The organism is Rhizobium sp. EC-SD404, from assembly GCF_902498825.1.
Taxonomy (GTDB): domain Bacteria; phylum Pseudomonadota; class Alphaproteobacteria; order Rhizobiales; family Rhizobiaceae; genus Georhizobium.
The window spans coordinates 3,072,102-3,097,859 of the sequence record NZ_LR701459.1; the positions used below are offsets into that span (position 1 = coordinate 3,072,102).

27 protein-coding genes are annotated in these 25,758 nt (G+C 63.5%); 6 read left to right on the plus strand and 21 right to left on the minus strand.

Annotated elements, in window-relative coordinates:
• Nucleotides 1-6 precede the first annotated feature (6 nt).
• From GC125_RS15605 to osmF, 5 genes are all read right to left on the minus strand, one after another.
• Nucleotides 7-1,431, minus strand: a complete 1,425-nt coding sequence (locus GC125_RS15605; RefSeq protein ID WP_151986486.1) for a protein adenylyltransferase SelO family protein — start codon at nt 1,429-1,431, stop codon at nt 7-9.
• Between the two features lie 15 nt (nt 1,432-1,446).
• The gene (locus GC125_RS15610) at nt 1,447-2,202 is read right to left on the minus strand and encodes an ABC transporter permease (protein WP_151986487.1); all 756 of its coding nucleotides are present in this window, start codon (nt 2,200-2,202) and stop codon (nt 1,447-1,449) included.
• Nucleotides 2,199-3,137, minus strand: coding sequence for an ABC transporter ATP-binding protein (locus GC125_RS15615; RefSeq protein WP_151986488.1), 939 nt, complete (start codon nt 3,135-3,137; stop codon nt 2,199-2,201). The genes GC125_RS15610 and GC125_RS15615 overlap by 4 nt, the downstream gene beginning before the upstream one ends.
• Nucleotides 3,134-4,339, minus strand: a complete 1,206-nt coding sequence (locus tag GC125_RS15620) for an ABC transporter permease (protein ID WP_151986489.1) — start codon at nt 4,337-4,339, stop codon at nt 3,134-3,136. The genes GC125_RS15615 and GC125_RS15620 overlap by 4 nt, the downstream gene beginning before the upstream one ends.
• 88 nt (nt 4,340-4,427) lie before the next feature.
• On the minus strand, nt 4,428-5,339 hold the full coding sequence (osmF, locus tag GC125_RS15625) for a glycine betaine ABC transporter substrate-binding protein OsmF (RefSeq protein WP_151986490.1): 912 nt from the start codon (nt 5,337-5,339) through the stop codon (nt 4,428-4,430).
• A gap of 521 nt (nt 5,340-5,860) precedes the next feature.
• On the opposite strand from osmF, the gene GC125_RS15630 reads away from it, so the two are divergent.
• Nucleotides 5,861-6,151 carry a DUF6074 family protein gene (locus tag GC125_RS15630; protein WP_151986491.1) on the plus strand — a complete coding sequence of 97 codons (291 nt, stop codon included), beginning with the start codon at nt 5,861-5,863 and terminating at the stop codon, nt 6,149-6,151.
• Here the strand turns inward: GC125_RS15630 and GC125_RS15635 are convergent.
• Both GC125_RS15635 and GC125_RS15640 read right to left on the minus strand, forming a co-directional pair.
• Complete coding sequence (locus GC125_RS15635; protein WP_151986492.1) at nt 6,148-6,435, minus strand: MoaD/ThiS family protein; 288 nt, start codon at nt 6,433-6,435, stop codon at nt 6,148-6,150. The two genes, GC125_RS15630 and GC125_RS15635, sit on opposite strands and share 4 nt — an antisense overlap.
• A 6-nt stretch (nt 6,436-6,441) precedes the next feature.
• The gene (locus GC125_RS15640; protein ID WP_151986493.1) at nt 6,442-7,518 is read right to left on the minus strand and encodes a WD40/YVTN/BNR-like repeat-containing protein; all 1,077 of its coding nucleotides are present in this window, start codon (nt 7,516-7,518) and stop codon (nt 6,442-6,444) included.
• A 52-nt stretch (nt 7,519-7,570) separates the two neighbouring features.
• Here GC125_RS15640 and GC125_RS15645 point away from each other — a divergent pair, with 52 nt between their 5' ends.
• From GC125_RS15645 to GC125_RS15660, 4 genes are all read left to right on the plus strand, one after another.
• On the plus strand, nt 7,571-8,011 hold the full coding sequence (locus tag GC125_RS15645; RefSeq protein WP_151986494.1) for a MarR family winged helix-turn-helix transcriptional regulator: 441 nt from the start codon (nt 7,571-7,573) through the stop codon (nt 8,009-8,011).
• 121 nt (nt 8,012-8,132) lie between these two features.
• A complete protein-coding gene (dctP, locus tag GC125_RS15650; RefSeq protein WP_151986495.1) occupies nt 8,133-9,089 on the plus strand; it encodes a TRAP transporter substrate-binding protein DctP in 957 nt (318 codons plus the stop codon).
• Nucleotides 9,090-9,098: 9 nt separating this feature from the next.
• Entirely contained in the window at nt 9,099-9,599 is a 501-nt protein-coding gene (locus tag GC125_RS15655; RefSeq protein ID WP_151986496.1) for a TRAP transporter small permease, read from the plus strand.
• A 1-nt stretch (nt 9,600) separates the two neighbouring features.
• On the plus strand, nt 9,601-10,917 hold the full coding sequence (locus tag GC125_RS15660; protein ID WP_151986497.1) for a TRAP transporter large permease: 1,317 nt from the start codon (nt 9,601-9,603) through the stop codon (nt 10,915-10,917).
• A 1-nt stretch (nt 10,918) separates the two neighbouring features.
• On the opposite strand, the gene GC125_RS15665 is transcribed toward GC125_RS15660, so the two are convergent.
• The 4 genes from GC125_RS15665 to GC125_RS15680 form a co-directional block, all read right to left on the minus strand.
• Nucleotides 10,919-11,107, minus strand: coding sequence for a hypothetical protein (locus tag GC125_RS15665; RefSeq protein WP_151986498.1), 189 nt, complete (start codon nt 11,105-11,107; stop codon nt 10,919-10,921).
• A gap of 102 nt (nt 11,108-11,209) precedes the next feature.
• Complete coding sequence (locus GC125_RS15670) at nt 11,210-13,447, minus strand: xanthine dehydrogenase family protein molybdopterin-binding subunit (protein ID WP_151986499.1); 2,238 nt, start codon at nt 13,445-13,447, stop codon at nt 11,210-11,212.
• A complete protein-coding gene (locus GC125_RS15675) occupies nt 13,444-14,433 on the minus strand; it encodes an FAD binding domain-containing protein (protein ID WP_151986500.1) in 990 nt (329 codons plus the stop codon). The genes GC125_RS15670 and GC125_RS15675 overlap by 4 nt, the downstream gene beginning before the upstream one ends.
• Nucleotides 14,430-14,942 carry a (2Fe-2S)-binding protein gene (locus tag GC125_RS15680; protein WP_151986501.1) on the minus strand — a complete coding sequence of 171 codons (513 nt, stop codon included), beginning with the start codon at nt 14,940-14,942 and terminating at the stop codon, nt 14,430-14,432. The genes GC125_RS15675 and GC125_RS15680 overlap by 4 nt, the downstream gene beginning before the upstream one ends.
• A gap of 210 nt (nt 14,943-15,152) precedes the next feature.
• On the opposite strand from GC125_RS15680, the gene GC125_RS15685 reads away from it, so the two are divergent.
• Entirely contained in the window at nt 15,153-16,394 is a 1,242-nt protein-coding gene (locus tag GC125_RS15685) for an MgtC/SapB family protein (protein WP_151986502.1), read from the plus strand.
• Between the two features lie 12 nt (nt 16,395-16,406).
• Here the strand turns inward: GC125_RS15685 and GC125_RS15690 are convergent, their stop codons facing one another.
• The 10 genes from GC125_RS15690 to GC125_RS15735 form a co-directional block, all read right to left on the minus strand.
• The gene (locus GC125_RS15690; RefSeq protein ID WP_151986503.1) at nt 16,407-17,168 is read right to left on the minus strand and encodes a carboxymuconolactone decarboxylase family protein; all 762 of its coding nucleotides are present in this window, start codon (nt 17,166-17,168) and stop codon (nt 16,407-16,409) included.
• Nucleotides 17,165-17,878 carry a carboxymuconolactone decarboxylase family protein gene (locus GC125_RS15695; RefSeq protein ID WP_151986504.1) on the minus strand — a complete coding sequence of 238 codons (714 nt, stop codon included), beginning with the start codon at nt 17,876-17,878 and terminating at the stop codon, nt 17,165-17,167. Before GC125_RS15695 ends, GC125_RS15690 begins: the two co-directional genes overlap by 4 nt.
• Complete coding sequence (locus tag GC125_RS15700) at nt 17,865-19,523, minus strand: GMC family oxidoreductase (protein WP_151986505.1); 1,659 nt, start codon at nt 19,521-19,523, stop codon at nt 17,865-17,867. Before GC125_RS15700 ends, GC125_RS15695 begins: the two co-directional genes overlap by 14 nt.
• A 72-nt stretch (nt 19,524-19,595) precedes the next feature.
• On the minus strand, nt 19,596-21,557 hold the full coding sequence (locus GC125_RS15705) for an oxidoreductase (protein WP_151986506.1): 1,962 nt from the start codon (nt 21,555-21,557) through the stop codon (nt 19,596-19,598).
• A gap of 2 nt (nt 21,558-21,559) precedes the next feature.
• A complete protein-coding gene (locus GC125_RS15710; RefSeq protein ID WP_151986507.1) occupies nt 21,560-21,961 on the minus strand; it encodes a hypothetical protein in 402 nt (133 codons plus the stop codon).
• Entirely contained in the window at nt 21,958-22,470 is a 513-nt protein-coding gene (locus GC125_RS15715; RefSeq protein ID WP_151986508.1) for a hypothetical protein, read from the minus strand. The genes GC125_RS15710 and GC125_RS15715 overlap by 4 nt, the downstream gene beginning before the upstream one ends.
• A gap of 23 nt (nt 22,471-22,493) precedes the next feature.
• Nucleotides 22,494-23,252 carry an SDR family NAD(P)-dependent oxidoreductase gene (locus GC125_RS15720; protein WP_151986509.1) on the minus strand — a complete coding sequence of 253 codons (759 nt, stop codon included), beginning with the start codon at nt 23,250-23,252 and terminating at the stop codon, nt 22,494-22,496.
• On the minus strand, nt 23,252-24,331 hold the full coding sequence (locus GC125_RS15725; protein ID WP_151986510.1) for a class I SAM-dependent methyltransferase: 1,080 nt from the start codon (nt 24,329-24,331) through the stop codon (nt 23,252-23,254). Before GC125_RS15725 ends, GC125_RS15720 begins: the two co-directional genes overlap by 1 nt.
• A gap of 66 nt (nt 24,332-24,397) precedes the next feature.
• Complete coding sequence (locus GC125_RS15730) at nt 24,398-24,733, minus strand: hypothetical protein (RefSeq protein ID WP_151986511.1); 336 nt, start codon at nt 24,731-24,733, stop codon at nt 24,398-24,400.
• Nucleotides 24,734-24,762: 29 nt separating this feature from the next.
• Complete coding sequence (locus GC125_RS15735) at nt 24,763-25,749, minus strand: TRAP transporter substrate-binding protein (RefSeq protein WP_151986512.1); 987 nt, start codon at nt 25,747-25,749, stop codon at nt 24,763-24,765.
• Nucleotides 25,750-25,758: the final 9 nt, after the last annotated feature.

Sequence of the window (25,758 nt, forward strand, 5' to 3'; positions counted from 1 at the left end):
AGACGGCTAGCGAGCCAGTCCCGTCAGCCTGTAGGCATCGCGCAGATCAACCATCTGGCCGAGCGCCTCGTGGAAAGCGCTCCAATCGTCGTCGGAATCAATCCCGGACCAGATCCGCTCGACGTCGTCGATCAGCATGGTGACCGGAGTGATCGCGGCCAGTGACGGATGCGCGAGATCGATATCGGCGCGGGTTTGGTAGCGATCGATGAGCGCGCGGACTTCGGCGAAGTTCTCGCGCGCATATTCGGCCGCGACAGGGCTTCGACCAGCGCGATCCGGAACGCCGCCGAACCAGTCGAAGAAAGCCTGTTCGAACGGCATGGCACTGGCGGCGAGGAACTTCCAAAAACCTTCCGCAAGTTCCCGGTCAGTTGCGGCATCGAGTGGTTCGAGGCCGAGACGTGCAACGATCTGCCGGTCGAAGGCTGCGCGATAATGATCCGGGAATGCGCGCACGACCGGCTCGATGTCTTCCAACGGAGCGAGCGCCAGCAGGCATTCCGCCAGCCGCGCAAGGTTCCAGAAAAGCGTCTCCGGCTGCCGCCCGAAGGCATAAAGCCCCGTCTGGTCGAAATAGGCGGCGGTAAAGGATGGGTCGAGGATTGGCAGGAACCGCCACGGGCCGTAGTCGAAGCTTTCGCCCGTGATGTTGATGTTGTCGGTATTCAGCACGCCGTGCACGAAGCCGGCAGCCATCCACTGTGCCCCGGTGCGCGCCACGTTTCGACAGACCCTGTCCAGGAACGCGATCGCTGTGGCTTTCGTGTCGGCGCGGGCGCAGTCGGGCATGTAGTTGCGAACCGCATGATGCAGCAGCGCCTCGATGCGGTCGGGCTGTTCCAGATAGGCGAAGCGCTGGAAAGTCCCGATGCGGATGTGGGAATGGCTGAGCCGCACCAGAACCGATGAGCGCGTGGGCGATGGCTCGTCACCCCGCATCAACTCTTCGCCGGTTTCGATGAGACTGAACGAGCGTGAGGTGTTGACGCCGAGCGCTTCCAGCATCGTCGTCGCGAGGACCTCGCGCACACCGCCCTTCAATGTCAGGCGGCCATCGCCCTGGCGCGACCATGGCGTCTGGCCGGATCCCTTCGTGCCGAGGTCGAGCAGACGATCGTCCCGGTCCAGAAGTTGCGCAAAGAGAAACCCGCGACCATCACCGAGATCGGAATTGTACTGGCGGAACTGGTGGCCGTGATAGCGCAGCGCCAGCGGCTCCGGCAGATTGTCCGGAAGCGGCTCGAAACGCCCGAAATGATTCACCCATTCTGCGTCGGTCAGAGCCGTCAATCCTACGTCGGCAGCGGCGTCGCGGTTCCGGTATCGCAGTGTCGTGGACGGAAAATCGGCAGCTTCGACCGGGTCGAAGAAGTCCTGGCCAAGAGCCTGGTGGCGCGGTGCGGCGCGGTAGGTCGGATCAAGCGGCATCAAAAACTTCCGGGTTCAGGTGGCAGTCGCTGGACGTCCAAGCCTGCGAGCGGCCATTCGTTCCAGTGCGCTCATGGCGTCATAGGACAGAACGGCGATGATGGCGACGATCAACCCTCCCTGCAGCACGAAGGCCGTGTTGCTCGAAAGCAGGCCGGCGATGATCACTTCGCCCAGGGTGGGTGCGGCGACAGTGGAGCCGATCGTCGCCGTTCCGAGCGAAATCACGAAGGCAAGCCGCACGCCGGCGAGGATGACTGGAAAGGCCAGCGGGAGTTCGACGCGCATCAACCGCTGCCAGCCGGTCATGCCCATGCCCCGCGCCGCTTCCCGCACGCTCGAAGGCAGCGTCGTCAATCCCGTCAGAGCGTTCTCGAAGACCGGCAGGAGCGCATAGAGGAAAAGCGCGATCAGCGTCGGCCTGGTCCCGAAGCCGACGATCGGCACTGCGAGGGCGAGCACGGCGACGGGCGGAAATGTTTGACCGATGTTGGCGATCGAGCGAGAAAGGGGCAGGAACTCCCGGCCGAAATCGCGGGTCACGACGACCGCAAGCGCGACGGAAAGCACCGTGGCGGCCAGCGTCGCGGCGATCGTGATACCGATATGGCTGAGGGTTAGCGAAAGCAGGCTGCCCTGATTGTAGATGGCCGGCGCGCGCGCGCCAGCCAGCGGCCGCAGCAGCGGCTCGAAAAGCGACGGCGCAAACAGGAAGGCGAGCAACAGGATCAGCGCGACGAACCGCGCCACCATGGCAACCGTAAGCCTCATGCCGGACGCGCTGCCAGACGGGAAATCGCAGCAAGGCGGACCTGACCCATCGCGGCACCCGATGCATCGACGACAGGCAATGCCTCCCTGCCCTGCCACAGCATGTTCGCATAGGCCTCGCGCAGCGACGTGGACGGCTGGACGGGCTCGCCTTCGGCTCCTCCCGGTTCCATCACGTCGTCGACCTTGCGCAGCGAGAGAAGCCGGAACGGCCGATCCGCCGTACCAACCAGGTTGTCGACGAAATCGGTCGCAGGCTTCACCAGCAGCGTCGCCGGGTCGGCATACTGGACGACCTTCCCGTCAGCCATCACGGCGATCCGGTCGCCGAGCCGCATGGCCTCGTCCATGTCGTGGGTGACGAGGAGCACCGTGACGCCCGTCTTGCGTTGGATATCGAGCAAATCGTCCTGCGCTTTCGCACGAATGATCGGGTCGAGTGCGCCGAAGGGTTCGTCCATCAACAAGACGTCGGGTTCGGCAGCCAATGCACGGGCGACACCGACGCGCTGCTGTTCGCCTCCCGACAGCTGAATGGGATGGCGGTCGCGATATTGCTGCGGCTCCAGTTGGAAGAGGCTCAACAATTCATCGACCCGCGCATCGATGCGGGCACGGTCCCAGCCGGCGAGATATGGCACCGTCGCGATGTTTTCCGCCACCGTCCGGTGCGGGAAGAGCCCGTGGCCCTGGATCGCATAGCCGATCTTCCGCCGCAGCTGGTAGGCCGGCATTTCGCGCGTATCGTGGCCATTGATCAGGATACGCCCTTCGCTCGGCTCGACCAGCCGGTTCACCATGCGCAGGAGCGTGGTCTTGCCTGAGCCGGACGTGCCGACGATGACGGCGACCTGCCCCTTCCCAACCTTGAGGCTCACGTCGTCGACGACGGTATTGTCGCCATAGCGCTTGGTTACGTTTTCGATCTCGATCATCGAGCGGTCTCCTTGAGCCCGGCAGGCCGGACCATGTCGATGATGGCGTCGAGCAGCACGGCCGCCGCGAGAGCGAGCCCCACCGTCGGCAGCGCACCGAGCAAAACGAGATCCATCGCCGTCTGCCCGACGCCCTGGAATACGAACACGCCGAATCCGCCGCCGCCGATCAGCGCCGCGATCGTCGCGAGCCCGATATTCTGGACGAGCACGATGCGGATACCGGTCAGGATCACCGGAAAGGCGAGCGGCAGCTTGATCCGAAAGAGCCGCTGCCGCTCCGTCATGCCCATGCCGGCCGCCGCCTCCGTCACAGCAGTCGACACGCCGGCCAGGCCAACCACCGTGTTCGCCACCACAGGGAGCAGCGAATAAAAGAATAGCGCGATAAAGGCAGGCGCCGCCCCGATGCCGCTGATTCCGATTTCGCGCAGCACCGGCACCGTGTCTGCCAACCAGGACAGAGGCGCGATCAGAAGCCCGAAAAGGGCGATCGAAGGCACCGTCTGCAAGATGTTGAGCACGCCCAGCACCGGGCCACGCACAGCTTTCACCTCATGGCAGACAATTCCGAGCGGAATGCCAACGAGCGCGGCGACCCCGAGCGATCCGAGAGCCAGGAACAAGTGGCGCTCCGCTTCCCGACCGAAGCTTGCGGCGCGGTTCTGATACTCGCGCATGACCGACAGATCGTCCCACAGGCCGCTGGCAAGGCAGACTGCCAAAGCCGCGGCCGCGAGACCGACCAGCAAGATGCGTTTGATCGGTGCGAGCTTCAACCGGGCCAGCGCATCCATGGCGAGCAAGCCGAACAATGCGAACAGGAGCCAGAAACCGGACGCCGGCGAGACCCGCGCGACCGTGTCGCCCTCTTCCACCAGCCCCGATGCCGCCATGCCGACGCAGACCGCCAGCAAAGCGATGCCTGCGCAACTGGCAAGCAGCCGCAGCCATACCGGGCAACGGACGACGGCGATGACGGAAATGGCGACCGACGCAACCCAGAGCGCATAGGCCCAGGGCCCGGGGAGCGCCTGAGCCATACCAAGACCTTCACCGAGAACGATCCGGTTCGCAGCAAACGTCACGAACGGCGCGAAGAACAGCACCAAAACGATGCCGGCAAAAATCAAGACGCCGAGCTTGTCCAAACGGACCCGTCCCGGCGTCTCCTCATCCAGGGCAAAAGCCGATGCGGTCATTGCGCCTCGCAATCCATCTCAGCTGCCGCTACGGCAAACCGCATCATCATCTGCCCATGACGTGACGGCCGGAGCCGTGCGCCGTCGATCAATCCAGAAAGCCGTTCGACGTCAGGTAGTCTTCAGCGACAGCATTCGCCGCTTCACCGCCGACCTGTACGCGTCCGTTCAACTGCTGCAGGGCTTCCAGCGAAAGCGACTCGAAAACCGGCGTCAGCACTTCCTCGATCTGAGGATTGGCCTCGAGGATTTCTTCGCGGATGATCGGTGCGGGGTTATAGACGGGCTGAACGCTCTGGTCGTCTTCCATGACGACGAGGCCCGAAGGCGCGATGCCGCCGTCCGTTCCATAGACCATGGCAGCGTTCGCCCCGTTGGTTTCGCGCGCAGCCGCCTGGATGGTTGCAGCCGTATCGCCGCCCGAAAGCGTGATGAGCTGGTCACCGGTCAGTTCGAACCCGTAGACCTCTTGGAAGGACGGAAGCCCGGCTTCGGAATTCACGAATTCGGCGGAGGCTGCGAGTACGGCTTCGCCGCCACCATTCACCCAAGCCGCGAAATCGCTCATCGACGCGAGACTGTTCTCGGTCGCCACATCCTCGCGGATAGCGATCGCCCACGTGTTATTGGCAGGTGCAGGCGTCAGCCAAACGATCTGGTTCGCCTCGTAGTCGAGCGACTTTGCTTCCTCGAAGCCGGCATCGGCGTCACGCCAGATGTCGTCGTCCGCACGGTCGAAGAAGAACGCGGCGTTGCCGGTGTATTCCGGATAGATGTCGATTTCGCCGGCCGTAATCGCTTCACGCACGACAGGCGTGCCGCCCAGTTGCAGGCGATCTTCCGTTTCGATGCCGGCATGTTCGAGGACCTGGATGATCATGCTGCCGAGGACGCCGCCCTCGGTATCGATCTTCGATGAGACGACGACCTGCGCATGGGCTGTTCCCATGAGGAGCGTAGCCCCGAAAAGGCTTGCGGTGACAAGTGCGAGACGGGTCATGAACGGCTCCCTGTAGCGTGAATTTCGGCCCGACGATGCGTGGCTATGAAAGGTGCGGTTGGCCGGCTGGTTCGGCACCGGAACAAACGATCGAAGAGCCATTATGTTGCGGAAGCTTCCGCAGGTTCAAGGCGCACGCCACGAATTTGCCGCGAGGACCCCTGCATGCAAGCGCCTCCACATAGCACCGGCTCATCTCGATTTCGCCCAGCACACACACCCGAACTCGACCACGCCGCGCGGGCAGTACGGAGCGGAAATTCATCTTTCGTCAATATCTCCAGCAACCTAGCGGCGTTTGCTCATCACGGGTCGCTAACCATCCGTAAACTTCCCCACGTCAGCATCGTCGGCGAGCAGAATGCGATTCGCAGCCGCTTGGAAGTCGGATCGTGCGGGTAAGAAGTGGGCACGCTTCCGGCAGGAATGGCATGGGCAGTTCAGCGTTTTAAGGAATGCGAAGCGGCTCCTTGTGTTGGGTATGCCTCGGCATGATTGTCGGGCGTTTTGGGGCGATGACGATGACGACGATGACGAACGAGAGCACTGCGGGCAGCTTCGGTGAGCTGGCGCTTTTCCCGCTGACGAGCCAGGCGCGCCGCGTGCGCGACGCCGCCGCACAATTGCTCAAGCGACGCACGACTGCAGCGGCCAACCGCTACCGCCAGGAGTTGGCGGGCGGGATCTTCAACGAATTGGCAGCGCTTGGTTTCAGTGAAGAGCAGCAGGACGAAGCGGTCGGCGCGTTCCTCACCGAGGTTGAGCGCGAACTGGCCGAAATCCACTATCAACGCATCCGTCTTCTGGTCTAGCCACCGCTGATCGCGGTGATCACGAACACCTCGTCATTCGACGACAGGGGCGTATCGAGCGTCGCCCTCTCGCCGTCGACGAACACGTTCATGTGTCGCCGGATAGCCGGGCGGCTGTCGCGGATCCGATCTCCCATTCCGGGAAACAGCTGATCGAGCGCATCGATCATCTCTCCGACATAGCGCGCTTCCACGGTCAACTCGCGCGGCGCACCGGGAAAAAGATCGGCAAGCACAGCCGCGATCTTCACCGTCACTGCCGGACGTGCCGCTGACACATCCATGGCCGGTTACGCGACCAAGGTTTCAACGGACACGACCGGTGGAAGGTTCTGCGCGATCAGCGTCCAACCTTCACCCTCATCGGCGCTGCCATAGATCGCGCCCGAGGCCGCGCCGAAATAGACACCGGCCGGCGACAGGCTGTCGGTCGAAAGCGCCTGGCGAAGCACGTTGAAATAGACGCCCTCCTGCGGCAATCCATCGCGCAGGTCTCGCCACGTCTTCCCGCCATCGCGCGTGCGCCAAACTGCGGCTTTGGCATCCGGCATGTAGCGCCCCTTGGTATCGCCGTTCAGCGGCGCCATGAACACCGTATCGGGGTCCCGCGGATGCGCAGCCGCCGGAAATCCGAAACTCGACGGAAGACCATCCTCGATGCTTTGCCAGGTCTTGCCGGCATCGTCGCTGCGGTACATGCCGCAATGGTTCTGCTGGTACAGCCGCCCGTTTCCGCCGGCCGCCCTAACGAGATTGTGCACGCACTGGCCAACTTCGGGAAAGCGCTGGTCCTCGGGCAGGTAATCGGCCCGCGTGCCCTTGTTGCGCGGCTCCCAGCTCTTGCCGCCATCGGCGGAATGAAAGACGCCGGCAGAAGAGATGCCGACATGGATCGATTGCGGGTCGCTCGGATCGACAAGCAGGGAATGAAGGATGAGGCCGGCACCGCCGGGCATCCAGTGTTCGCGGCTGGGGTGATTGCGCAGCCCGTCCAGATGGACCCAGCTTTCACCGCCATCGGTGCTCTTGAAAAGCCCGGCCGGCTCCACGCCTGCATAGATCGCATCAGGCGCGACGCAAAGACTCCAGACGGCCTTCACCGGATCCTCGCCCTCCCCATAGGCAAGTCCCTTGCTCGAATGCGTCCAGCTTTTGCCGCCGTCGGTGGACTTCCACACGGCCGGCCCGAACCACTCATTGCCGCCGGCGGCGTAGATCGCCCCGGTTTTCGGATCCCCGACGACATGGTTGGTCGGCCACGTTTCGCAATGCGGCCCCGACATTTCCCACTCGCGGCGCTTCTCATCGCTTCTCAGAATAAAGGCACCTTTGCGGGTGCCGATCAGCAAATTGATGGATTGTCCCATGACGAGCCTCCCGCTGACTGGACATTTACGTTGATATCAACATTATATGGATATGTCAAAATCCGGTGATTTGCCTTTCTCAACGACGATCGAAGTGCGTGACCGCTGCCTGTGCCTTCGAGTCCAGCGGGCAGCGCGCCGTCTGGCCCGGCGCTTCGACGAGGCCCTGCGCCCGTTCGGCCTGACTCACGGGCAGTTTTCGATACTGATGGCGCTCAACCGACCTGCCCCGCCAACCATCGGACAGCTCGCCGATTTCCTGGCGATGGACCGCACGACGCTGACGGCCAATCTGAAGCCGCTGCATCGGCGCCAGCTCGTCACTCTCGCCATCGACAAGTCCGACAAGCGAAGCCGGCTTCCGTCATTGACGGATGAAGCGAGAGCCCTACTCGCAGAGGCCGCCCCCATCTGGCGCGCGACCCATGACGATCTGGATGCCGGCCTTACCGATCCTGTCGAACTGCGCGAACGGCTGGCCGAGATCGCCTGACCCCGACCGTCGCGCCTTGACCGTGCTTGGGCTTCTGATTATCGATACATGCAAATGGATATTTCCTGGCTGGGAGAGGATTGGCATCTGCCAAGCTTGCCGGGATCATGGGAGGACGATCATGAACAAGCTGACGCTTATTGCATCTGCATGCCTGCTGCTGACGGGCCCTGCGCTCGCTCAGGAAACCACTTTGCGTGCCGTTTCGGGCTTCGCCACGGGAACGGCCTTCTCCAGGCCTTATGAGGCATTGGTCCAGTGGATCAACGAGAACGGCGAAGGCGTGCTCCAGATCCAGAGCGTCGGCGGGCCTGAATCCATTCCGCCATTCGAAGTCGGGAACGCTGTTTCGTCCGGGGTCGTCGATATGGCCAATGTGACGGCGGCCTTCTACACGAACGTGCTGCCGGAAGGCGATGCCCTGAAACTCGCCCAGACCACAATTCAGCAACAGCGCGAGAATGGCTGCTATGAGGCCGTCGATACGCTTCACCAGGAAAAGATGAACGTCAAATATCTGGGCCGCACCGGCGATGGCGTGAACTTCCACCTCTATCTGACGAAGCCAATCGAAAGCGCGGACCTCAGCGGGCTCACCATCCGCACGACGCCTGTCTACCAGGCGATGTTCGAAGCTCTTGGCGCCACCCCCGTCACGACCGCCCCAGGCGATGTCTATACCGCGCTTGAGCGCGGCACGATCGACGGATATGGCTGGCCGATCCAGGGCGTGCTGGACCTCGGCTGGGACGAGCAGACGAACTACCGCGTCGACCCAGGCTTCTATCAGGTCGATGTCGAAATCCTCGTCAATCTCGAAACGTGGGAAGGCCTGAGCGACGAGCAGCGCGCACTGCTGGAGGAAGGCATGGCCTGGCTGGAAGAGCAGAACGCCAACAACGTTGACCTGAACGAGCAGGAGCGCGCAGCGCAGGCAGAAGCCGGGATCGAGACCATCGAACTCAGCGAGGCGGATTCGGCGACTTGGCTTCAGGCCGCGCAAGATGCCGGCTGGGAAAGCGCGATGACGGTCAATCCCGCATTCGCGGAAACGCTGCAGGGCTGCTTCCAGGAATAAGCCAGGTTCATGCGCACGCTTGCCCGCCTGCAAGACGCGACGATCCACGCTTTCGCCGTATTGGCGGGGATCGTTTTCGTCCTGATCACGCTCGTTCTCGTTCTCAATGTCGGCCTGCGGTTCTTCGCGGGCCAGAACGTCTACGGCATGATAGACGCGATCGAGATGGGACTGATGGCGGCGACCTTTCTCGGTGCGCCGTGGGTCCTTCGCAAGAATGCCCACGTCTCCGTCGACATCGTGCTGTCCGGCCTTTCGCCGGCGCGGCGACGGCTAGTCGATCGGCTCACCTCCCTTTTGGGCGCACTGCTGTCGGCGCTCTTCACCTGGGCGACGCTGAGCGCCTTGATGATCGCGCTGTCTCGCGGGTCGATGATGCGCGGCGTCCTCGTCATCCCCGAGTGGATACCGCTCTTGGCACCCTTCATCGGCGGACTTCTTTTGACGCTGGAATTTCTGAGACGCGCGGCGGTCGGTCCCGAGACCGAAGCGCATCAGGCAGGGCTTTGATATGGATTGGGCGCTGACGCTCTCATTGATGCTCGGCGCATTGATCCTGCTGCTCGCAACAGGTCTGCCGGTCGCGTTCGCTTTCATCGCCGTGAACGTCGTCGGCGCCTATTTCATCTTGGGAGGCGAGAGCGGCCTTATCCAGATGGCGCGAAACGCATTTCAATCGGTTGCGAACTATTCCCTCGCACCCATCCCGTTGTTCATCCTGATGGGCGAAATCCTGTTCCAATCGCGCGTCGCGCACCGCGCGATCGATGCGGTGGAGCGGCTGGTCACGCGCATTCCGGGCCGTCTCGCGGTTGTGACCGTCTTCGGCGGCACGATTTTCGCCGCGCTCTCCGGCTCGACCATCGCCAATACCGCCATGCTTGGCTCTACGCTGATGCCGAGCATGCTGAAGAAGGGCTATCATCCGACGCTGGCAATGGGCCCGATCATGGCATCCGGCGCCATCGCAATGCTGATACCGCCCTCTGCCCTCGCCGTACTGCTCGGCAGCCTCGCCGGCATTTCGATATCGCAAATCCTCGTTGCCGGGATCATACCGGCGCTGATCCTGTCGGCGGCGTTCGTGCTGATGATCGTCATCGCCGCGTCGATGCGGCCCGACCTGGCGCCGTCCGAAGACCTGCCGCAAATGACGATGTGGGAACGCTGGCGGCCGTTCTTCGTCTATGTCGTTCCGCTGTCGGGCATATTCGCAACCGTGATCGGCAGTCTCATAATCGGCATCGCGTCTCCTACCGATGCGGCCGCGCTCGGATGTCTTGCCGCGGTGATCGCCAGCCTCGCCTATCGGTCGTTGACCTGGGCCAACCTGGTCGAAGCGGTGATGGAGACTGTCAAGCTCACGGTGATGATCATGTTCATCATCGCCGCCAGCCAGACCTTCAGCCAGATCCTGTCATTCAGCGGCGCGACCAGCGGCCTCATCGGCCTGATCAATGGATGGGAACTGACATCACTTCAGGTCCTGATCGGAATGATCCTGCTGCTTCTGTTCCTAGGCTGCTTCATCGATCAGGTGAGCATGCTGATGATCACGATCCCGATCTTCATCCCGCTTGCAAACTCGGTCGGGATCGATCTGCTCGTGCTGGGCGTCATTTATCTCCTGACAATGGAGATCGCGCTTTTGACGCCACCGTTCGGCCTGCTGCTCTTCGTAATGCAGGGCGTCGTCCCGTCAACGATCACGATGCGCCACATCTACGCTGCAGTCGCACCGTTCGTGGCGATCAAGCTTGTGGTGCTGGCGCTGATTGTCGCCATGCCGCAACTCGGCACGTGGCTGCCGGGCCTTTTAGCGCGCTAGCCTACCAGCGATCGAGCCTGCGATCCCACAATTGGTCGGGACGCTGCACGTCCGGATCGGGCATTGGGATGTCTGAAGAGGCGGCCTGGGACGGCACGATCAGATCGCCGTCGCCGATCAGGACGCGCGGCTCCAGCGAAGCATTGTCCGGGTTTACCTGGGACTCTGGATGAAGACTTGGACTGGTCATTTCGCTAGCACCTCAATTGCGCGGTGTTCGGCAAAATAACACGGTGTCTGGGCGATTGTTCCGCCCCGCCGAAACCGGCGGCGCGGAACAAATTCGTTTGGCCTAGAGGGCCGGAAGATGGTCGAGCAGATCTTCCAGGTGGATCGGGAATTTCCGTGCCCGATACCCCGTCGCCGCATAAACGGCGTTGGCGATCGCCGGTCCCGTGCCGCAGATGCCGAGCTCGCCGATGCCCTTGCTGCCCAGAGGGTTTGAGGCCTGGTCGAACGTATCCAGCATCTTCACCTCCAGCCGCGGCACATCTCGATTGACGGCGATGTGGTACTCGGCAAGGTCCCGGTTCATGAACGACCCGAACCGCATGTCCATCAGGCTTTCTTCCATCAGCGCAGCGCCGAGCCCGAAGATCATGCCGCCCATCAACTGCGAGCGCGCGGTCTTCTCATTGAGAATACGGCCCGCATCGAAGACGCCGGAAAGACGCCGAACCCGGATTTCGCCGGTGTCGGCATGGACGGAAACCTCTGCGAACACACCGCCATAGGAATACTGGGCGAGTTCCTTGTGCGCCTTGCCGGGCTCGACCTGCCCCTTGCCCTTGAAGCTGTCGCCGCCGATGGCGTCGAGGATCGCGCCAAGTGACAAGCTGCGTCCGGCAACGATGGCATTGCCGTTCTCGATCCGCAGATCGCCGGAATTGACGCCTGCCCAATCGCTGTCCACCCGTGCGGCACGCTCGATGATCGTATCGCGGATCGACGCACATGCCTTGGAGACCGCCGTACCCGTGCTGCCGGCGCCAAACGAGCCACCCGACCCGCACGTCTTCGGATAGTTGGTATCGCCCAACCGCACCGCCACCGCATCCGGATCGAGACCAAGCGTTTCGGCCGCGATCTGCGTCAGGATGGTGTAGGTGCCGGTGCCAATATCCGTCATGTCGAGCTCGACGGTAAGACGCCCGTCCCGATCGAGTTCCGCTGCGGCTTCTGCCGGCTGCATCATGTTCGGCCGGATCGCCGCGGCAAGTCCACGGCCGATCAGAAGCGGTCCTTCGCGCACTGCACCAGGCGTTACGGGACCTTTTGTCCAGCCGAAAAGCTCCGCACCCTCGCGCAGGCACCGCGCAAGCGTGCGGGTGGAAAACTCCTTGCCGGATGCAGGCTCCTGTTCGGGCTCGTTCTTGAGGCGAAACTCGAGCGGGTCTATGCTGCACTGGACAGCCAGTTCATCGATGGCGGTCTCGTAGGTCAACGTACCGATCGCCTCCCCGGGAGCCCGCATCGAATCCACATGAGGGATGTCCGCCGCAACCACGCGATGGCGGATCTTCATCGCTTCGACAGCGTAGCTGCCCATCGTGGGTGAAGCGGCCGCCTCGGCAAACGGATAATCCCGCGACATTGCGCCGAGCGTCTCATGGGCAACGCCCAGTAGCTTGCCATCCGCAGATGCACCAAGGCGGACGCGCTGGCGATGGTTGGTGCGATGCGGGCCGTTAGAGAAGACATGACGGCGGGTCTGCGCAATCCGCACGGGCCGCTGAAGCTTGCGCGCCGCTAGTGCAGCCAGCACGCCCTCGCTGTGCACGCCGAGCTTGGAGCCGAAGCCGCCGCCGACGAATGGCGCGATGATGCGCACATTGGCCGGATCAATCTTCAGTGTGTTGGCGAACGCCTTGCGCGCCGAAGACAGGATCTGCACTGCGATGTGAACGGTGAGCTTGTCGCCATCCCACTCGGCAACGGTCGCATGAGGTTCCATCGCCGCCGCATGCTGAGCGGCCGTGTGGAAGGTGGCGTCGAGCGTTTCGGCGCTATCGGCCAATGCCGCATCGAAATCGCCTTTGTCGATATCCGCTTCCTCGGCGCCATCGAGGCTGTCAGGTGCAAAGGCGTCGTCCTCATGCTCGAACGCATCGAAGACGCCATCCTCGGCCGCGTAAGTGACCTTGATCAACCCTGCCGCATGACGCGCCTGTTCGAGCGTGTCGGCGACGATGAACGCGACAGGTGCGCCGAAATAGCGGACCTCGTCATTTTCAAGAACCGCATGCGACATGCCAAACCGGCCGGCATCGTCGTTGTCGCCGAAGGGAGCCTGCTCCGGTGCGTTCTGGTGGGTCATCACCAAATGCACACCGTGGGATGCCTCCGCCGCGGCGGTCTCGATCTGCGAGACCTTGCCGCTGCCGACCGTCGCCTCGACGATGAAGCCGATCGCTGCCTGCTGATCGCCGCGATAATCGGCGGCATAGGTGGCCGCTCCGGTTACTTTTGCTGGGCCGTCCACGCGATCGAGCGGCTTTCCGATCCATTTGTTCGTCGGTTGATCGTTCATGCCGAGTGCTCCTTGGCCGAATGCTCGCTGGAAAGATCCGTGAGGTCGCGCAGTGTTGCAACGATGAGGCGACGCACGAGCGGGATCTTGAAATCGTTGTCGCCGCGACCGACGGCATCCTGAAGTTCGGCGTCTGCAGCCTGTGCGAAGATGCTGGCATCGACCGCAGCACCTTCCAGCACGCGTTCAGCCTTCTTGGCACGCCACGGCTTGTGCGCGACGCCGCCGAGCGCGATGCGGACGTTCTTGAGGACACCGTTCTCGACGTCGAGAGCGACGGCGACCGAGACGACGGCGAAAGCGTAGGACGCGCGGTCCCGCACCTTGCGATAGAGCTGGCGGGCGGGTGGGTTCGCGGGCAACCGCACTTCCACGATCAGTTCACCGTCATCCAGCACATGGTCGCGTTCGGGCGTGTCGCCCGGAAGCCGCAGCAGATCACTCACAGGTATCGTCCGGCCCTCGCCATCTGCCGTCTTTGTGCGAACTTCGGCATCGAGCGCCGCCATGGCGACAGCCATGTCCGAGGGATGCACGGCAATGCAATGCTCGCTTGCGCCGAGGATCGCATGAAAGCGGTTGTGGCCTTCGAGCGCATCGCAGCCGCTGCCGGGCTCGCGCTTGTTGCAGGCACGCGCGGTGTCGTAGAAATAGTGACAGCGTGTCCGCTGGAGGAAGTTTCCACCGGTCGTCGCCTTGTTGCGCAGCTGCTGCGTTGCGCCCGACAGGAGCGCGGTCGACAGCAGCGGGTAGCGCTCGCGGATCAACGGGTCGGCCGAAAGAGCCGCATTGGTAACGCTCGCGCCGACGACGACCGCGCCATCGGTTTCGCTGATGTCACCGGGCAGGCGCGAAACGTCGACGAGATGCTCGGGCCGCTCGATTTCCAGTTTCATGAGATCGATGAGGTTGGTGCCACCACCGAGGTAGCGGGCACCCGCCGATGCTGCAGCCTTGTCGGCACGCTCGAAAGTAAACGGGGTCATCGGGCCACCTCCCCGCCTTGCGCAGCGGCTTCGACGATGGCGTCCACGATGTTGTTGTAGGCGCCGCAGCGGCAGAGATTGCCGCTCATGCGCTCGCGGATTTCCTCTTCGCTGAGAACGATCTTGCCATTGCTGACGACGCTCGGCTCGCCTGCCTCGACCTCTTTCAGGAGTGCCGTCGCCGAACAGAGCTGGCCGGGCGTGCAGTAGCCGCATTGGAAAGCATCATGGGTGATGAAGGCCCGCTGCAGCGGCGAAAGCGCCTCGTCGTCTGCTAGCCCCTCCACCGTCACGACGTCGTCGCCTTCATGGCTGGCCACGAGGGACAGGCAGGAATTGATGCGCCGGCCATTGACGATGACGGTGCAAGCGCCGCACTGGCCCTGGTCGCAGCCCTTCTTTGTTCCGGTCAGGTTGAGGTTCTCGCGGAGCGCATCGAGAAGCGTGGTGCGGATGTCCGCATCCACGGTCTCGGGGCGCCCATTGATCGTGAGCTGGGTCGAGTGCATGGGAGTCCTTGTCGATTGAGGCTCGTATCCGCGCGAAGGGCGGACCTGAGACCTAAACCGAGGACCATCGCCGAGGTTCCAGCGACCAAGCCAATGTGCGACGCAATGACCGCGCCTCGGCAACGATGGTCATCGCTTTCGCAATGCGCCCGGCGAGGAGGAGCGCTAGGATGGCGATGGCGGCTGGTCCGCCCTTGGAACAGCCCCGTCATGGACATGCTCATCGCCCGCCTTGGTCTGTCGCTCGCCATCGGCCTTCTGGTCGGGCTCGAGCGAGGGTGGCGCGAACGCAGCGAACCCGATGGCAGCCGAACGGCCGGCATCCGCACATTCGGCGTCGTCGGGCTGCTTGGCGGTATCCTTGCGGCACTGTCCGATGCTTTTGGGGGTCCAGCGATCTTCATCGCAGGCTTCCTCGCCTTTGCCGCAACGTTCGGCTGGTTCAAGTTCGCCGAAGCCAGGCATGACGGCAATTTCAGTGTAACGAGCACCGTTGCCGCGCTGTGTGTCTTCGCGCTGGGAGGCCTCGCGGTCGAAGGCGACTACCGGGCAGCCGCCGCCGGTGGGGCCGCTCTCGCTGCGGTTCTCGCCAGCCGCGACGCGCTGCACGGAATGCTTCGCCAACTATCCTGGGTGGAACTGCGCTCGGCCATCGTGCTCGCCGTCATGACGGTCATCATTCTTCCCCTGCTTCCGAACCGGACCCTGGACCCGTGGGGCGGCTTCAACCCCTGGCAGATCTGGTTCTTCACCGTGCTGACGGCGTCGATCTCCTTTGCCGGATACATCGCGACGCGCCTTCTCGGATCCGCCCGCGGATTGCTCGTCAGCGGTCTCGCCGGCGCGATCGTCTCATCGACGGCGGTCACGGTCGCCTTCGCGCGATCTGCCAATGCCGGTAAGCAGCATCGGGCCTATGCGGGCGCCGCGGCCCTTGCCGCGATGATCTCCATCTGCCGGGTGACCATCATCGTCGCCATCGTCGCGCCGCTCGTTCTCAACACAATGGTTCTGCCGGCGATGGCCGCCGCCATCTCGTTCGGCATCGCGGGCAGCCTTATGCTCTTCAGAGCCGGTGCCGACGGCTCGACATCCGAGTCCACCAACCCGTTCGAACTCGCGACGCTTCTGGTCTTCGCCCTTGCCTTCGCCGTGGTGGCGACGGCGAGCGCAGCCCTTTCGAGCCGGTTCGGCGACACGGGATTGGTGGCGACCTCCGCGCTGTCAGGCACTTTCGATGTCGACGTCGCGGTACTGAGCGCGCTGCGACTCGCGGCCCAGAACATCGGCCTCGCAACAATCGGCAGCGCCGTGCTTGCCGCCCTCGGCGCCAATGCCGTTGGCCGCCTCGCCCTCGCTATCGCCGCCGGGCCCCGAGCGTTCTGGGTTCCGCTGCTCATTGCGAACCTGCTCGCCGCCGCAGCCGGACTTGCCGTATGGCTGCTAACCTGAACCGTCCGGCCATCAATCCCGGTCGAATGCACCCGGACCGGCGCCACCGAGCGCGGGGTTATAGGCACCGAGCCCCTCCATTTCGCCCCACACTGCGAACAAAGGCGATGCCTCGACCTCTTTTGCCCTGATCAGGTGCTGCCAGATCGTGCAGGCCTCAAGAAAGACGTTCACGCCGCAGGGCCACATGAGATAACCCAGCGCCTCGGCGATCGCTTCCTCTGCGATGCCCAGTTCGTAGCAACGACGAATATGGTAAGCGATCGCATGACGCTCGCCGCGCGCCGCCTGCACGCTCAGCAGCGCCAGTTCCGATGCCTCGGCAGGCACGCCATCGCGGAGCCGGTCGAACCCATCCTGATAATGTCGTTGGGCATTTAGGCCAGGCAGGTAATCGCGCCAGTGACCGTCAGCAAAAGACAGAGCATCGAATACCGGCGCATATCCTGCGAGCCGGATCACCGATGCCGCCATCTCCGTATCGCCGCCCGCCTGCCGCAACAGCTCCAGATGGTGCGTGCCGATGCTTTCGCCCGTGGTCACCAGGATCGCCAGCCATACGATCTCTTTTTCGATCGGCGTCAGCCGGCGTTCCGTCAAGGTGACGGCTCGGTACATGTCGAGATAGGCGCGATGCAGGTCGGGCATCGCCGCGGCCATGACGCCATGATGCGGCAGAAGGAACCCGCGCGCCGCGCGCAGTTCTGCAAGCCGCTCGCGCAGCTCTTCCGGCGTCGGCTGTTGAATGGTCTTGGGGTCGGGCGACGAGGTCATCCCCCGCTCCTTCCCGAAGGCCCGCCGCCGTGGCCTTCCTGTCCGGCAAAGTTCGCCCACGCCTTGAAGGATGCCGACGCTTCGACGCTTCCCGAAACGATCAATTCGCGCCAGACCCGCGCAGCTTCCACGAAATACGGGACGCTGCCGGGAAACATGGTCAGCGACAGCGCTTCCGCCATCTCGAATTCCGGCACGTCATCACGATAGGCTGCGCGCAGTTGCCAGGCGAGACCGTCCCATTCGCCGTTGCAGGTCTGGACGGCGAGGCCGGCAAGATGGACGAGCCGCATGTCCGCACCCTGCCCCGCCCGGTGCAGGGCAGAATCCCAAGAGGCCTCCACGTTTATCTCCGGCAGATGCGTGGCCCAATGTCGCTCGGTGAAGCCATAGGCACGGAAGCCGCACAGAAACGCAGTCACCGAAAGAATGGCCTTGATCTCCGCATCGGTGCCGCCGGCCGCGCGAAACTTCGGGATATGATGCGTGGCGATCGCCTCGTCCGTCGCAATCAGGATTGCGAGCCAGACAAACTCCCGATCGTGATGGGAGAGAATACGATCGTCCAGCGCGAGCGCGGTGTAGGCGGCATCGTACGCCTCCAGAAGCTTCGGCGCCGTCAGCGCCATGAGGCCGTGGTGCGGCAGCAAATAACCGCGCTTGTCGCGCAGACCGGCAAGCTGCTGTTCGAGATCGTCAGGCGACTGCATCGACGGGCCCCTTTGCCAGAATGGACGACACGTCCGACTGCATGATGAACCCCGCAGCCCGCGCGCCGATCATCACCGAAGGCGCATGGGTGTTGCTGCCGGTCATCAGCGGCATGACCGATGCATCGGTGATCCGAAGACCCTCGATGCCGCGAACTTTGAGATGTTGGTCGACGACCGCCATGGGATCGTTGCCCATGCGGCAACTGCCGACCGGGTGGAACACGGTGTCGGCGCTCTGCCTGATCCAGGCATCGATCTCGGTATCGGTACGGATGTGCGCGCCCGGCGCCTTTTCCTCGCCGCGAAACGGTGCAAAGGCGGGCTGAGCGAAGATTTCCCGCAACAGCTTCACGCCCTGGCGCAGAACATCCATGTCCCGTGGGGCCGAGAGGTAGTTCGGCCGGATATGCGGTGAATCGAACGGATCGGCCGATCGAAGAGCGATCTCGCCGCGGCTTTCCGGCCGAAGCTGATAGATGTTGGAAAGGTAGCCATGACCGCTGACGGCATTGGTGTTGGAGAACGGCAGACGCAGCGCCGCCGTCGACAAGGCCGGCAGGAAGTGCGCCTGCAGATCCGTCATGTCGCGGGTCGGATCCGAACGCAGAAACGCACCCACTTCGAGCGGGAAACGCGCAGCCGGACCGGTTCCGGTGGCGAGCGCCTTTGCCAGCGCCACCGCTGCCCGATCCATGCGCAGCAGGTTGAACATGGTGATCGGCTCTCGGCAGAAATGCTCCACGCGGATCAAGAGATGGTCCTGCAGATTTTGCCCCACGCCCGGCAGGTCGGCGACGACGGGAATGCCCCGTTCCTGCAAGTGTTCCGCAGGACCAATGCCGGAAACCATCAATATCTGCGGGCTGTTGACCGTGCCGGAACTGAGCACGATCTCCGAGCCGGCATCGTAGCGCATGCGCTCCTTGCCCTGCGCGAGTTCGACGCCCACGGCACGGCCACCCTCGATGATGAGGCGTGTCACATGCGCGCCCGTCACCACCCTGACGTTCGGCCGATCGAGCATGGGATGGACGAATGCCCGCCATGCGCTGACGCGGCGCCCGCCAGAGATCGTGAAATCATACTGCCCGACCCCTTCCGCATCCGGGCCGTTGAAATCCGGGGAGAGCGCGTGGCCTGCTTGCTGGCCCGCATCGAGAAAAGCGCGCGACAGCGGATGAAGCGCTGCAAGCCGGCTGATCGGTTGCGGCCCGTCCCGTCCGTGGCTTGTCGGGTCGAGATGGCTGCAACGCTCGATCGCGCGATAGGCCGGCAACACCTTGTCCCAGCCCCACTCCGGCAGGCCGTGCTGTGCCCAGCCGTCGTAGTCTTCAGCGACGCCGCGCGTCCAGACCATGCCGTTGATGGCCGAGGAGCCGCCAAGAACCTTGCCGCGCGGCCAGAACAGCCGGCGCTGGTTCAGGTTCGGCTCCGGATCGGTGTGATAGAACCAATTGGCGTAGCGCCCCCGCAGCAGCACGCCGGTCATCAGAGGCACGCGCAGCAGCGGGTTCCAGTCCTTGCCGCCAGCCTCGACGATGAGCACATTGCAGTTGGGATCGCGCGCCAACAGGCCGGCCGCGGCGCTGCCGGCGGATCCAGCTCCAATGACGATGACGTCCGGCTTCCACCTGTCGGCCATGCATGCGTTTCCCTGCCGGTGACTGAAGCGTCTCGCTGCGGTACCGGCGCCGGCAGCGGATGGTTTGTCCTGTCAGATCGCCCGGCCGACCGCGTGCCCGTCGTGGACAGCCTCGAACAGCGAATGCGGCGTCAGCGCATCACCCACCGGGCGCACGTCGATCCCCTGAGCCTCAAGCTCGACCTGCATTCTGTGGGCGCCGACGCCGCGCGACGACACGAGAATGGTGTCGAGACCTTTGATCCGGCTCTCGGCGGCAGAGTATTTGTTGTCGAGGATCATCATCCCGCCGTCGATGCGGCGTGGCGATGTGCCTGGCAGCAGTTCGACGCCGAGATTTGCGAGACGCTCGAGCGCGGTCATCCGGCTGTAGATGTTGACGTCCCAGAACGGTGAATCGGGACGGGTGACGACTGTGACAGAGGCGCCGCGTTCCGCCAGCGTCCCGGCTGCCGAAAGGCTCGCCCACGATCCGGATATGTCCACGATGCAGACTTTGCGGCCGACCCAGTGGTCGGGGTCGTAGGCCAATGCCGCCTCGATCGGCATCAGTCCACCGCTGCCCGGAATGGTCGAGGGTTGTGCGACGGCGCCTGTCGCGAGCACGACCACATCCGCCTCTTGCTCGACGATGGCCGCGATGTCGGCCCGACGATCGAGATGAATAGCTGCGTTAGTCTGGCGCAGCCGCCGTTCCAGATAGTCCCGCATGCGGTGAAGATCCGCTCGCCCGTGGCAGGTTCCGGCGAGATTGAGCGCCCCGCCGAGCTGACCGGCCGCCTCCCAAAGCGTCACGTCATGACCGCGCTCGGCGGCGACGCACGCAGCTTCAAGCCCGGCAGGTCCGCCGCCGATCACCAGCACCGATTTCGGCTGCAAAGCCGGTTCCGGCACCAGCGGCCAAGCCTTTTCTTTGCCGACACGCGGGTTCATCATGCACGAGATGGGTCGATGAAACGCGATCTGGCCGATGCAGAAATTGTTGGAGACGCACGGCCGGATGTCCGCCTCCCGCCTCGCCCTTGTCTTCACGATCAGTTGGGGATCGGCCATGTGCGCGCGGTTCATGCCGATGAGATCGATCGCGCCCGTCGCCAACCCCTCCTCCGCCTCCGCAAGGCTCGTGTAGCGGTTCGCGGTCAGGAGCGGCAGGTCGCCGATGGCCTCGCGCAGGCGCACGGTCTGATCAAGGAACGGATGAGCCGGATAGCTCATGTCGGCGACATGATGACCGATGCTCGGCCAGCTATAGGCGGCGACAGACGCATTGACGAAAGCGACGCCGGGAACTGCAGCGGCCTGCCGGGTGATCTCGAAACTGGCCGCCTCGTCGCAGCCGCCTTCCATCAGGTCGTCGACGCTGACGCGGATCCCGATCGGCAGTCGACTGCCGACCTCGGCGATCACGGTTTGCAGAACTTCGAGCGGATACCGCATCCGGTTCTCGAAACTTCCGCCGAATGCATCGTCGCGAATATTCGATGCCGGCGAAAGGAACTGGTGCAGGAGATGGCCGTGGCCGAGATGAATTTCCGCGCCCTCGAAACCAGCGTCGGCTGCAATCTCCGCCGTCTCGACAAATGCTTCGAGAACGGCGTCCATGTCCTTGCGCGTCATGGCATGCGGAATGTCACCCCCAGCAATCCACGGCACGGCAGACGGACCCCAAGGCGGCAGCCGGTCGACGAAATTATCGCCGTGGCGGCCGGTATGGGTGATCTGCACGAAGACGTGCGCACCTTCCGCCTTCACCGCGTCTGTGATCGCCTTCAGACCGGCAACAGCGCGTCGATCCGATCCCGACAGACCGCCTGAACGTCCGAGTGACGACCGATGGACGCGCAGCGGTTCGACGATGATCAGCCCGACGCCGCCGGCTGCTCGCTCGCGCAGATAGTCCACATGCCGTTCCGTCGGCAGAAAGTCCTCGGCAAAATTCGTCGTGTGTCCCGGGAGGAATATGCGGTTGCGAACCGTAACGCCGGCAATGTCGAACGATTGGAAGACCAGCGGGTAGCGCGTCTCGGCCGTCATCGTCAGGCCTGGCCGGTGCCCGGCTGCCGAACGATCTCGGCATAGGCAGCAGCATCGACCGGCGCGCCCGTCGAACGGTCCACCAGCGCAAGCTCGACGAACACCTTGCCGGTGCCACCATGATCGATGCCGGTATCGAAGCAATCGAAATTGCGGAAGCTCGGACTGATCGGATGCAGCCCCTCGGCAAGCCGGTCCTGGATGACGAGCATCGCGGGCTGGAGTTTGGCGAGGATGCCGAGGCACATGGGCGCGTTCGAGCGCTTGGCGTCGAGGCGACCCTTGAGGTCGAAGATGAAGACCTGTTCCTCCTTGATCATGTTGGCGCAATGAAACGCCTTCGTGACCTTGGCGACCAGTTCAAAGCGCTCATGGACATCGGCGGCAGGCATCAGCGTGCTCATGCGTCTACCTCAGGCTTGGCGAGAATTCGGTCCGTCACGCGCTCATGCGTGTCCACGCGGCGCATGTGAACCTCGCAGCGCGCTTTCGAAGCGCCATGATCGGAACCGGTCATCGGACATTCCAGGTAGCGCCAGACGCAGGTGAGCGGGTTGAGGCCTTCGGCCGCCCGGTCGAAGGTCATGTAGAAGATCGAGAGCGCCGGCGACATGAGGTGCACGCACAGCGGCGCATCGGAGAGCTCCGGCTTCACCTTGTGGCGCATGTCGAACACGATCTTCTGTCCCTCCGCCACGCCGCAGCCGCAGCCACCAGGGCTCGAGGTGACTTCCACCACGATCTCGTAGTCGTCGAGCCAAGTGTGGCCGAGCTTGCGCCGCGCCGAGAACAGGTTGCGCGCTTCCGGCGAAAGGCGGCGCAGATCGTCTTCGGTCAGCCCAAGCGCCCGCTTCAGCTGAAATTTCATGTCGTCGAGATAGTCGTCTTCCTGCACATAATAGGGATCGATCATCTCTCACTCCCGAAGTTGGAAATTCAGATCGCCGTCACGCCGCCATCGACCACCATGATGTGGCCTGTGACGTAGCCTGCGGCAGGCGAGGCAAGGAAAAGTGCGGCCCGTGCGACTTCATCCGCTGTGCCGAAGCGCTTCATGGGCACGGCCTCGACGAGGCGCTCCGCACGTGCGCTGTCGGAACGCGCGACTGCCGTCATCGGCGTTTCGATCGGCCCGGGGGCAACGGCATTGACGCGCGCGCCGATCGCAGCGAATTCGATGGCGAGCGTCCGGGCCAGCGCGTTCACGCCGCCCTTCGATGCCGCATAGGCAGTTGCGCGCGGATGCCCGACCAAACCAATCTGGCTGGAGAAAAGCACAAGGCTTCCCCTGCCCGCCGCGGCAAAATGCGGACGGATCGCACGCGCCACATGAAAGGGACCGGACAGATTGATCGCGATCACCCTCTGCCAGTCCTGGGGCGTCGTTTCCTCGAGGCTGCGATGGTCGAAAACGCCTGCGGTCACGATGACAGCATCGATCCCGCCAAGAACATCCACCGCAACTGCGATGGCGTCCTCGACCGAACGCGCGTCGGTCACGTCGCAGGCGAAGGCAGCCGGGTCGTCGGAGACAGTTTCCACGCCCAGCTGATAGGTGATGGCCACTTCGGCACCGGCGGCGCGCGCAAGGCGAACCGCCGAAGCCCCGATTCCCGATCCACCGCCGACGACGACGATCTTCTGGCCGGCGAGGTCGACCAGAGGAACGACATCGCCTTCAGCGGCATGCGACATCAGGCGGCCTTCCGGGCAACGATCAGCGTCCAGGGGAAGCGCCAGTAGCCGAAGTCTTCCGACAGCGTTCCGGGCATTTCCTCAAACGGCACGATCTCGACGTCGTCGAAGCCGGCAGCCTTGTGGGCCGCAACGATGTCCATCTCGTTCAGCGGCGGCATGAAGGGCTCGTTGTTGCGCTTGCTGTGGCCGTAATGAACGAAGGTCTTGAACGGCTGGTCGCCCGTCAGGAAGTCGAGATGAATCGAAAGCCCACCCGGCGACAGCAGCCGGTGCGATTCCTTCAAAAGCTTCTCGATGTGCTTCGGTGGCATTTCGTGCAACACCATCGTGCTGGTCACGATATCCGCCTGCCCCTCTTCGAGGCCGGTGTCTGCGGCGTCCGCCTGGCGGAAGACGACGTTGCGTGCCTGCTCCTCGGCAGCCCGCCTCGCGGCGAGCCGGACGCAGGGCTCCGACAGCTCGACGCCGACGACTTCGATGTCCGGGTTGTCCTGGTAGAACGGGCGGGAGCTTCCGCCGAAACCGCAACCGAGATCGACGACGCGCTTGACCGGCTTGCCGGCCCGCGACAGTGCCTCGGCGGTCAGGCGATGGTGCAGGCTCGTGGCTTTGTCGAGCATCGGTGCTGTCGACTTTGCGCCCCGCTCGTAGACATAGCCCGCGATCTCGTCGCTCCACACGCCACCCGGATGCTGGTGGATGTCGATGGACGTATAATACTCCGGCTGCTGGAACTCAGGGTCGATCTGGATCAGCCGATCGGGGATCGATACATTGAGCTCGCTCACGAGCTTGTCGCGGTGCTGGCCGTAATGCAGCGCCAGGCCGTGGCGTCCGGAATACTTCATGCGCTGCAGATGTCGCTCGTACCAGCCAAAGAACTGATAGGTCGTGTCGTCGCGCATCAGCGTCTCGACTTCGGCGGCCGATTTCGGCTCGGAGCCTGCGCCGGACTTCGCCTCTTCATAACGGCTGCGCAGCTCGGGAAACATCTGCCGCGTCCAGTAGAGCTTGCAGTCGAGGACGAAGCTCTGGAAGGCCTCGAAGGGCCGATGTGTGGGAATGTCGTCGATCATGTGCGTGCTTTCCTGACCGGTGCAAAACAGTTGCCGGCGCGCCGCATGCAGCGCGCCGGAAAAGGCTCAATCCTTGTTGAACCGTTCGACCACATCCTCCGGCGCGCCGAGCGACACTTCGCGGCCGAGCGTGCACTGCATTAGGACATGAGCGAAGCTTTCCCGCTCTGCCTTCAGCTTTTCCGCCTGCTCGGCACTCGGCACGAAACCGTCCAGCGCGCCCGACGCGAGCGTGCCGGATTTCTCCAGGGTCATTTCCAGAGTGGCGAGCCGGTCCTTGGTCACGTGGAGCTCGGCTGCCAACGACATCACCATGGCGAGCAGCCGGTCGATGGCAGGATCCTTGAAGAACACCTGTTCGGGCTGCAGCGGCAAGCCGGTTGGATGGGATGCATGTTTCATCGGTTCGGACTTCCTGTTGACGGTGCGGCTCAAGCCGACTGGATGGTTTCCCATGCCCCGTCGCCGAAGACCTCGTTGGCGAGGCGCTCGTTGAGGGGTTCGAGTTCGGCCGAGATGTTGGAAGCGTCGAGCTCGATCAGGCTGTCTTCGCCGTTGGAATCGGACCAGGTCTTGAGGTCGACCGCCTTCAGGTCGAGGCCGACCTGGTGGTAATCCTGCTCTTCCAGCTCGTCGAAGGTCGTCTGCAGGATTTCCTGATTTTCAGGCGACAGGGAATCCCATGCCGCGGTCGAGATGACCTGCTTGTCGAGGGCAAGGCCGAAGTCAGCCGTCACGACGTACTTGCAGACTTCATAGAGCTTGCTTTGAACGCCGGGGTTCAATGCGGTCAGAACGCCGTCCACGATGCCGTTCTGGAGCGCGAGATAGATTTCGTTGAACGGGATCGGGGTCGGGATGGCGCCGAAGAAGCTCAGCCCTTCCAGGCAGCCCTCGATCTGGGCGCTACGGATCTTGCGGCCGCGCAGGTCGGCGAGCGACTCGATCGGCTCCTTGAGCATGAGATTGTAGGTGCCGAGACGGCCGACGCCGATCAGGCGGCTGTTGTAGCGCTCCTGCAGAACGGCCGACGACGCCTCGCCGATCCGCGTTCCGAGCACGTTGCTCGCATGTGCGCCGTCGCGGAAAAAGTAGGGGCTGTACATGATGTCGAATTCACGGGTGCCCGTGTAGGCGCCGTTGTACATATCGAGCGAACCGAGCGCCATCGACTCGATGAGCTTCTGCTCGCCGCCGAGCGACCCTGCGAAAATTTCGAACGAGAGTTCGCCGCCTGTGCGTTCGGACAGAGTGTCCGACAGCTTCGCGTTGAACGTGTTGGATAGCGTCTGAGGCCCGCCCGCATTGCCGTATCGCAGGATGGTCTGCGCGCGAGCAGCGGAGATCGGGAAAGCGGATGCGGCAGCAAGTGCGCCGGCACCGGCAAGCACGGAACGTCGTTTGAACATCAGAGTCATTGGCGGGTC

Bases quoted from the DNA above. Each gene is read 5' to 3' on its own strand.
- GC125_RS15645 (WP_151986494.1), top strand. From the start codon at position 7,571: ATGTCAAAATCCGGTGATTTGCCTTTCTCAACGACGATCGAAGTGCGT.
- GC125_RS15710 (WP_151986507.1), bottom strand. From the start codon at position 21,961: ATGAGCACGCTGATGCCTGCCGCCGATGTCCATGAGCGCTTTGAACTG.
- GC125_RS15660 (WP_151986497.1), top strand. From the start codon at position 9,601: ATGGATTGGGCGCTGACGCTCTCATTGATGCTCGGCGCATTGATCCTG.
- GC125_RS15605 (WP_151986486.1), bottom strand. From the start codon at position 1,431: ATGCCGCTTGATCCGACCTACCGCGCCGCACCGCGCCACCAGGCTCTT.
- GC125_RS15690 (WP_151986503.1), bottom strand. From the start codon at position 17,168: ATGACCTCGTCGCCCGACCCCAAGACCATTCAACAGCCGACGCCGGAA.
- dctP (WP_151986495.1), top strand. From the start codon at position 8,133: ATGAACAAGCTGACGCTTATTGCATCTGCATGCCTGCTGCTGACGGGC.
- GC125_RS15680 (WP_151986501.1), bottom strand. From the start codon at position 14,942: ATGCACTCGACCCAGCTCACGATCAATGGGCGCCCCGAGACCGTGGAT.
- GC125_RS15640 (WP_151986493.1), bottom strand. From the start codon at position 7,518: ATGGGACAATCCATCAATTTGCTGATCGGCACCCGCAAAGGTGCCTTT.
- GC125_RS15725 (WP_151986510.1), bottom strand. From the start codon at position 24,331: ATGATCGACGACATTCCCACACATCGGCCCTTCGAGGCCTTCCAGAGC.
- GC125_RS15615 (WP_151986488.1), bottom strand. From the start codon at position 3,137: ATGATCGAGATCGAAAACGTAACCAAGCGCTATGGCGACAATACCGTC.
- GC125_RS15670 (WP_151986499.1), bottom strand. From the start codon at position 13,447: ATGAACGATCAACCGACGAACAAATGGATCGGAAAGCCGCTCGATCGC.
- GC125_RS15715 (WP_151986508.1), bottom strand. From the start codon at position 22,470: ATGATCGATCCCTATTATGTGCAGGAAGACGACTATCTCGACGACATG.
- GC125_RS15700 (WP_151986505.1), bottom strand. From the start codon at position 19,523: ATGGCCGACAGGTGGAAGCCGGACGTCATCGTCATTGGAGCTGGATCC.
- GC125_RS15620 (WP_151986489.1), bottom strand. From the start codon at position 4,339: ATGACCGCATCGGCTTTTGCCCTGGATGAGGAGACGCCGGGACGGGTC.
- GC125_RS15655 (WP_151986496.1), top strand. From the start codon at position 9,099: ATGCGCACGCTTGCCCGCCTGCAAGACGCGACGATCCACGCTTTCGCC.
- GC125_RS15610 (WP_151986487.1), bottom strand. From the start codon at position 2,202: ATGAGGCTTACGGTTGCCATGGTGGCGCGGTTCGTCGCGCTGATCCTG.
- GC125_RS15705 (WP_151986506.1), bottom strand. From the start codon at position 21,557: ATGACGGCCGAGACGCGCTACCCGCTGGTCTTCCAATCGTTCGACATT.
- GC125_RS15685 (WP_151986502.1), top strand. From the start codon at position 15,153: ATGGACATGCTCATCGCCCGCCTTGGTCTGTCGCTCGCCATCGGCCTT.
- GC125_RS15720 (WP_151986509.1), bottom strand. From the start codon at position 23,252: ATGTCGCATGCCGCTGAAGGCGATGTCGTTCCTCTGGTCGACCTCGCC.
- osmF (WP_151986490.1), bottom strand. From the start codon at position 5,339: ATGACCCGTCTCGCACTTGTCACCGCAAGCCTTTTCGGGGCTACGCTC.
- GC125_RS15730 (WP_151986511.1), bottom strand. From the start codon at position 24,733: ATGAAACATGCATCCCATCCAACCGGCTTGCCGCTGCAGCCCGAACAG.
- GC125_RS15695 (WP_151986504.1), bottom strand. From the start codon at position 17,878: ATGCAGTCGCCTGACGATCTCGAACAGCAGCTTGCCGGTCTGCGCGAC.
- GC125_RS15635 (WP_151986492.1), bottom strand. From the start codon at position 6,435: ATGGATGTGTCAGCGGCACGTCCGGCAGTGACGGTGAAGATCGCGGCT.
- GC125_RS15675 (WP_151986500.1), bottom strand. From the start codon at position 14,433: ATGACCCCGTTTACTTTCGAGCGTGCCGACAAGGCTGCAGCATCGGCG.
- GC125_RS15665 (WP_151986498.1), bottom strand. From the start codon at position 11,107: ATGACCAGTCCAAGTCTTCATCCAGAGTCCCAGGTAAACCCGGACAAT.
- GC125_RS15735 (WP_151986512.1), bottom strand. From the start codon at position 25,749: ATGACTCTGATGTTCAAACGACGTTCCGTGCTTGCCGGTGCCGGCGCA.
- GC125_RS15630 (WP_151986491.1), top strand. From the start codon at position 5,861: ATGACGACGATGACGAACGAGAGCACTGCGGGCAGCTTCGGTGAGCTG.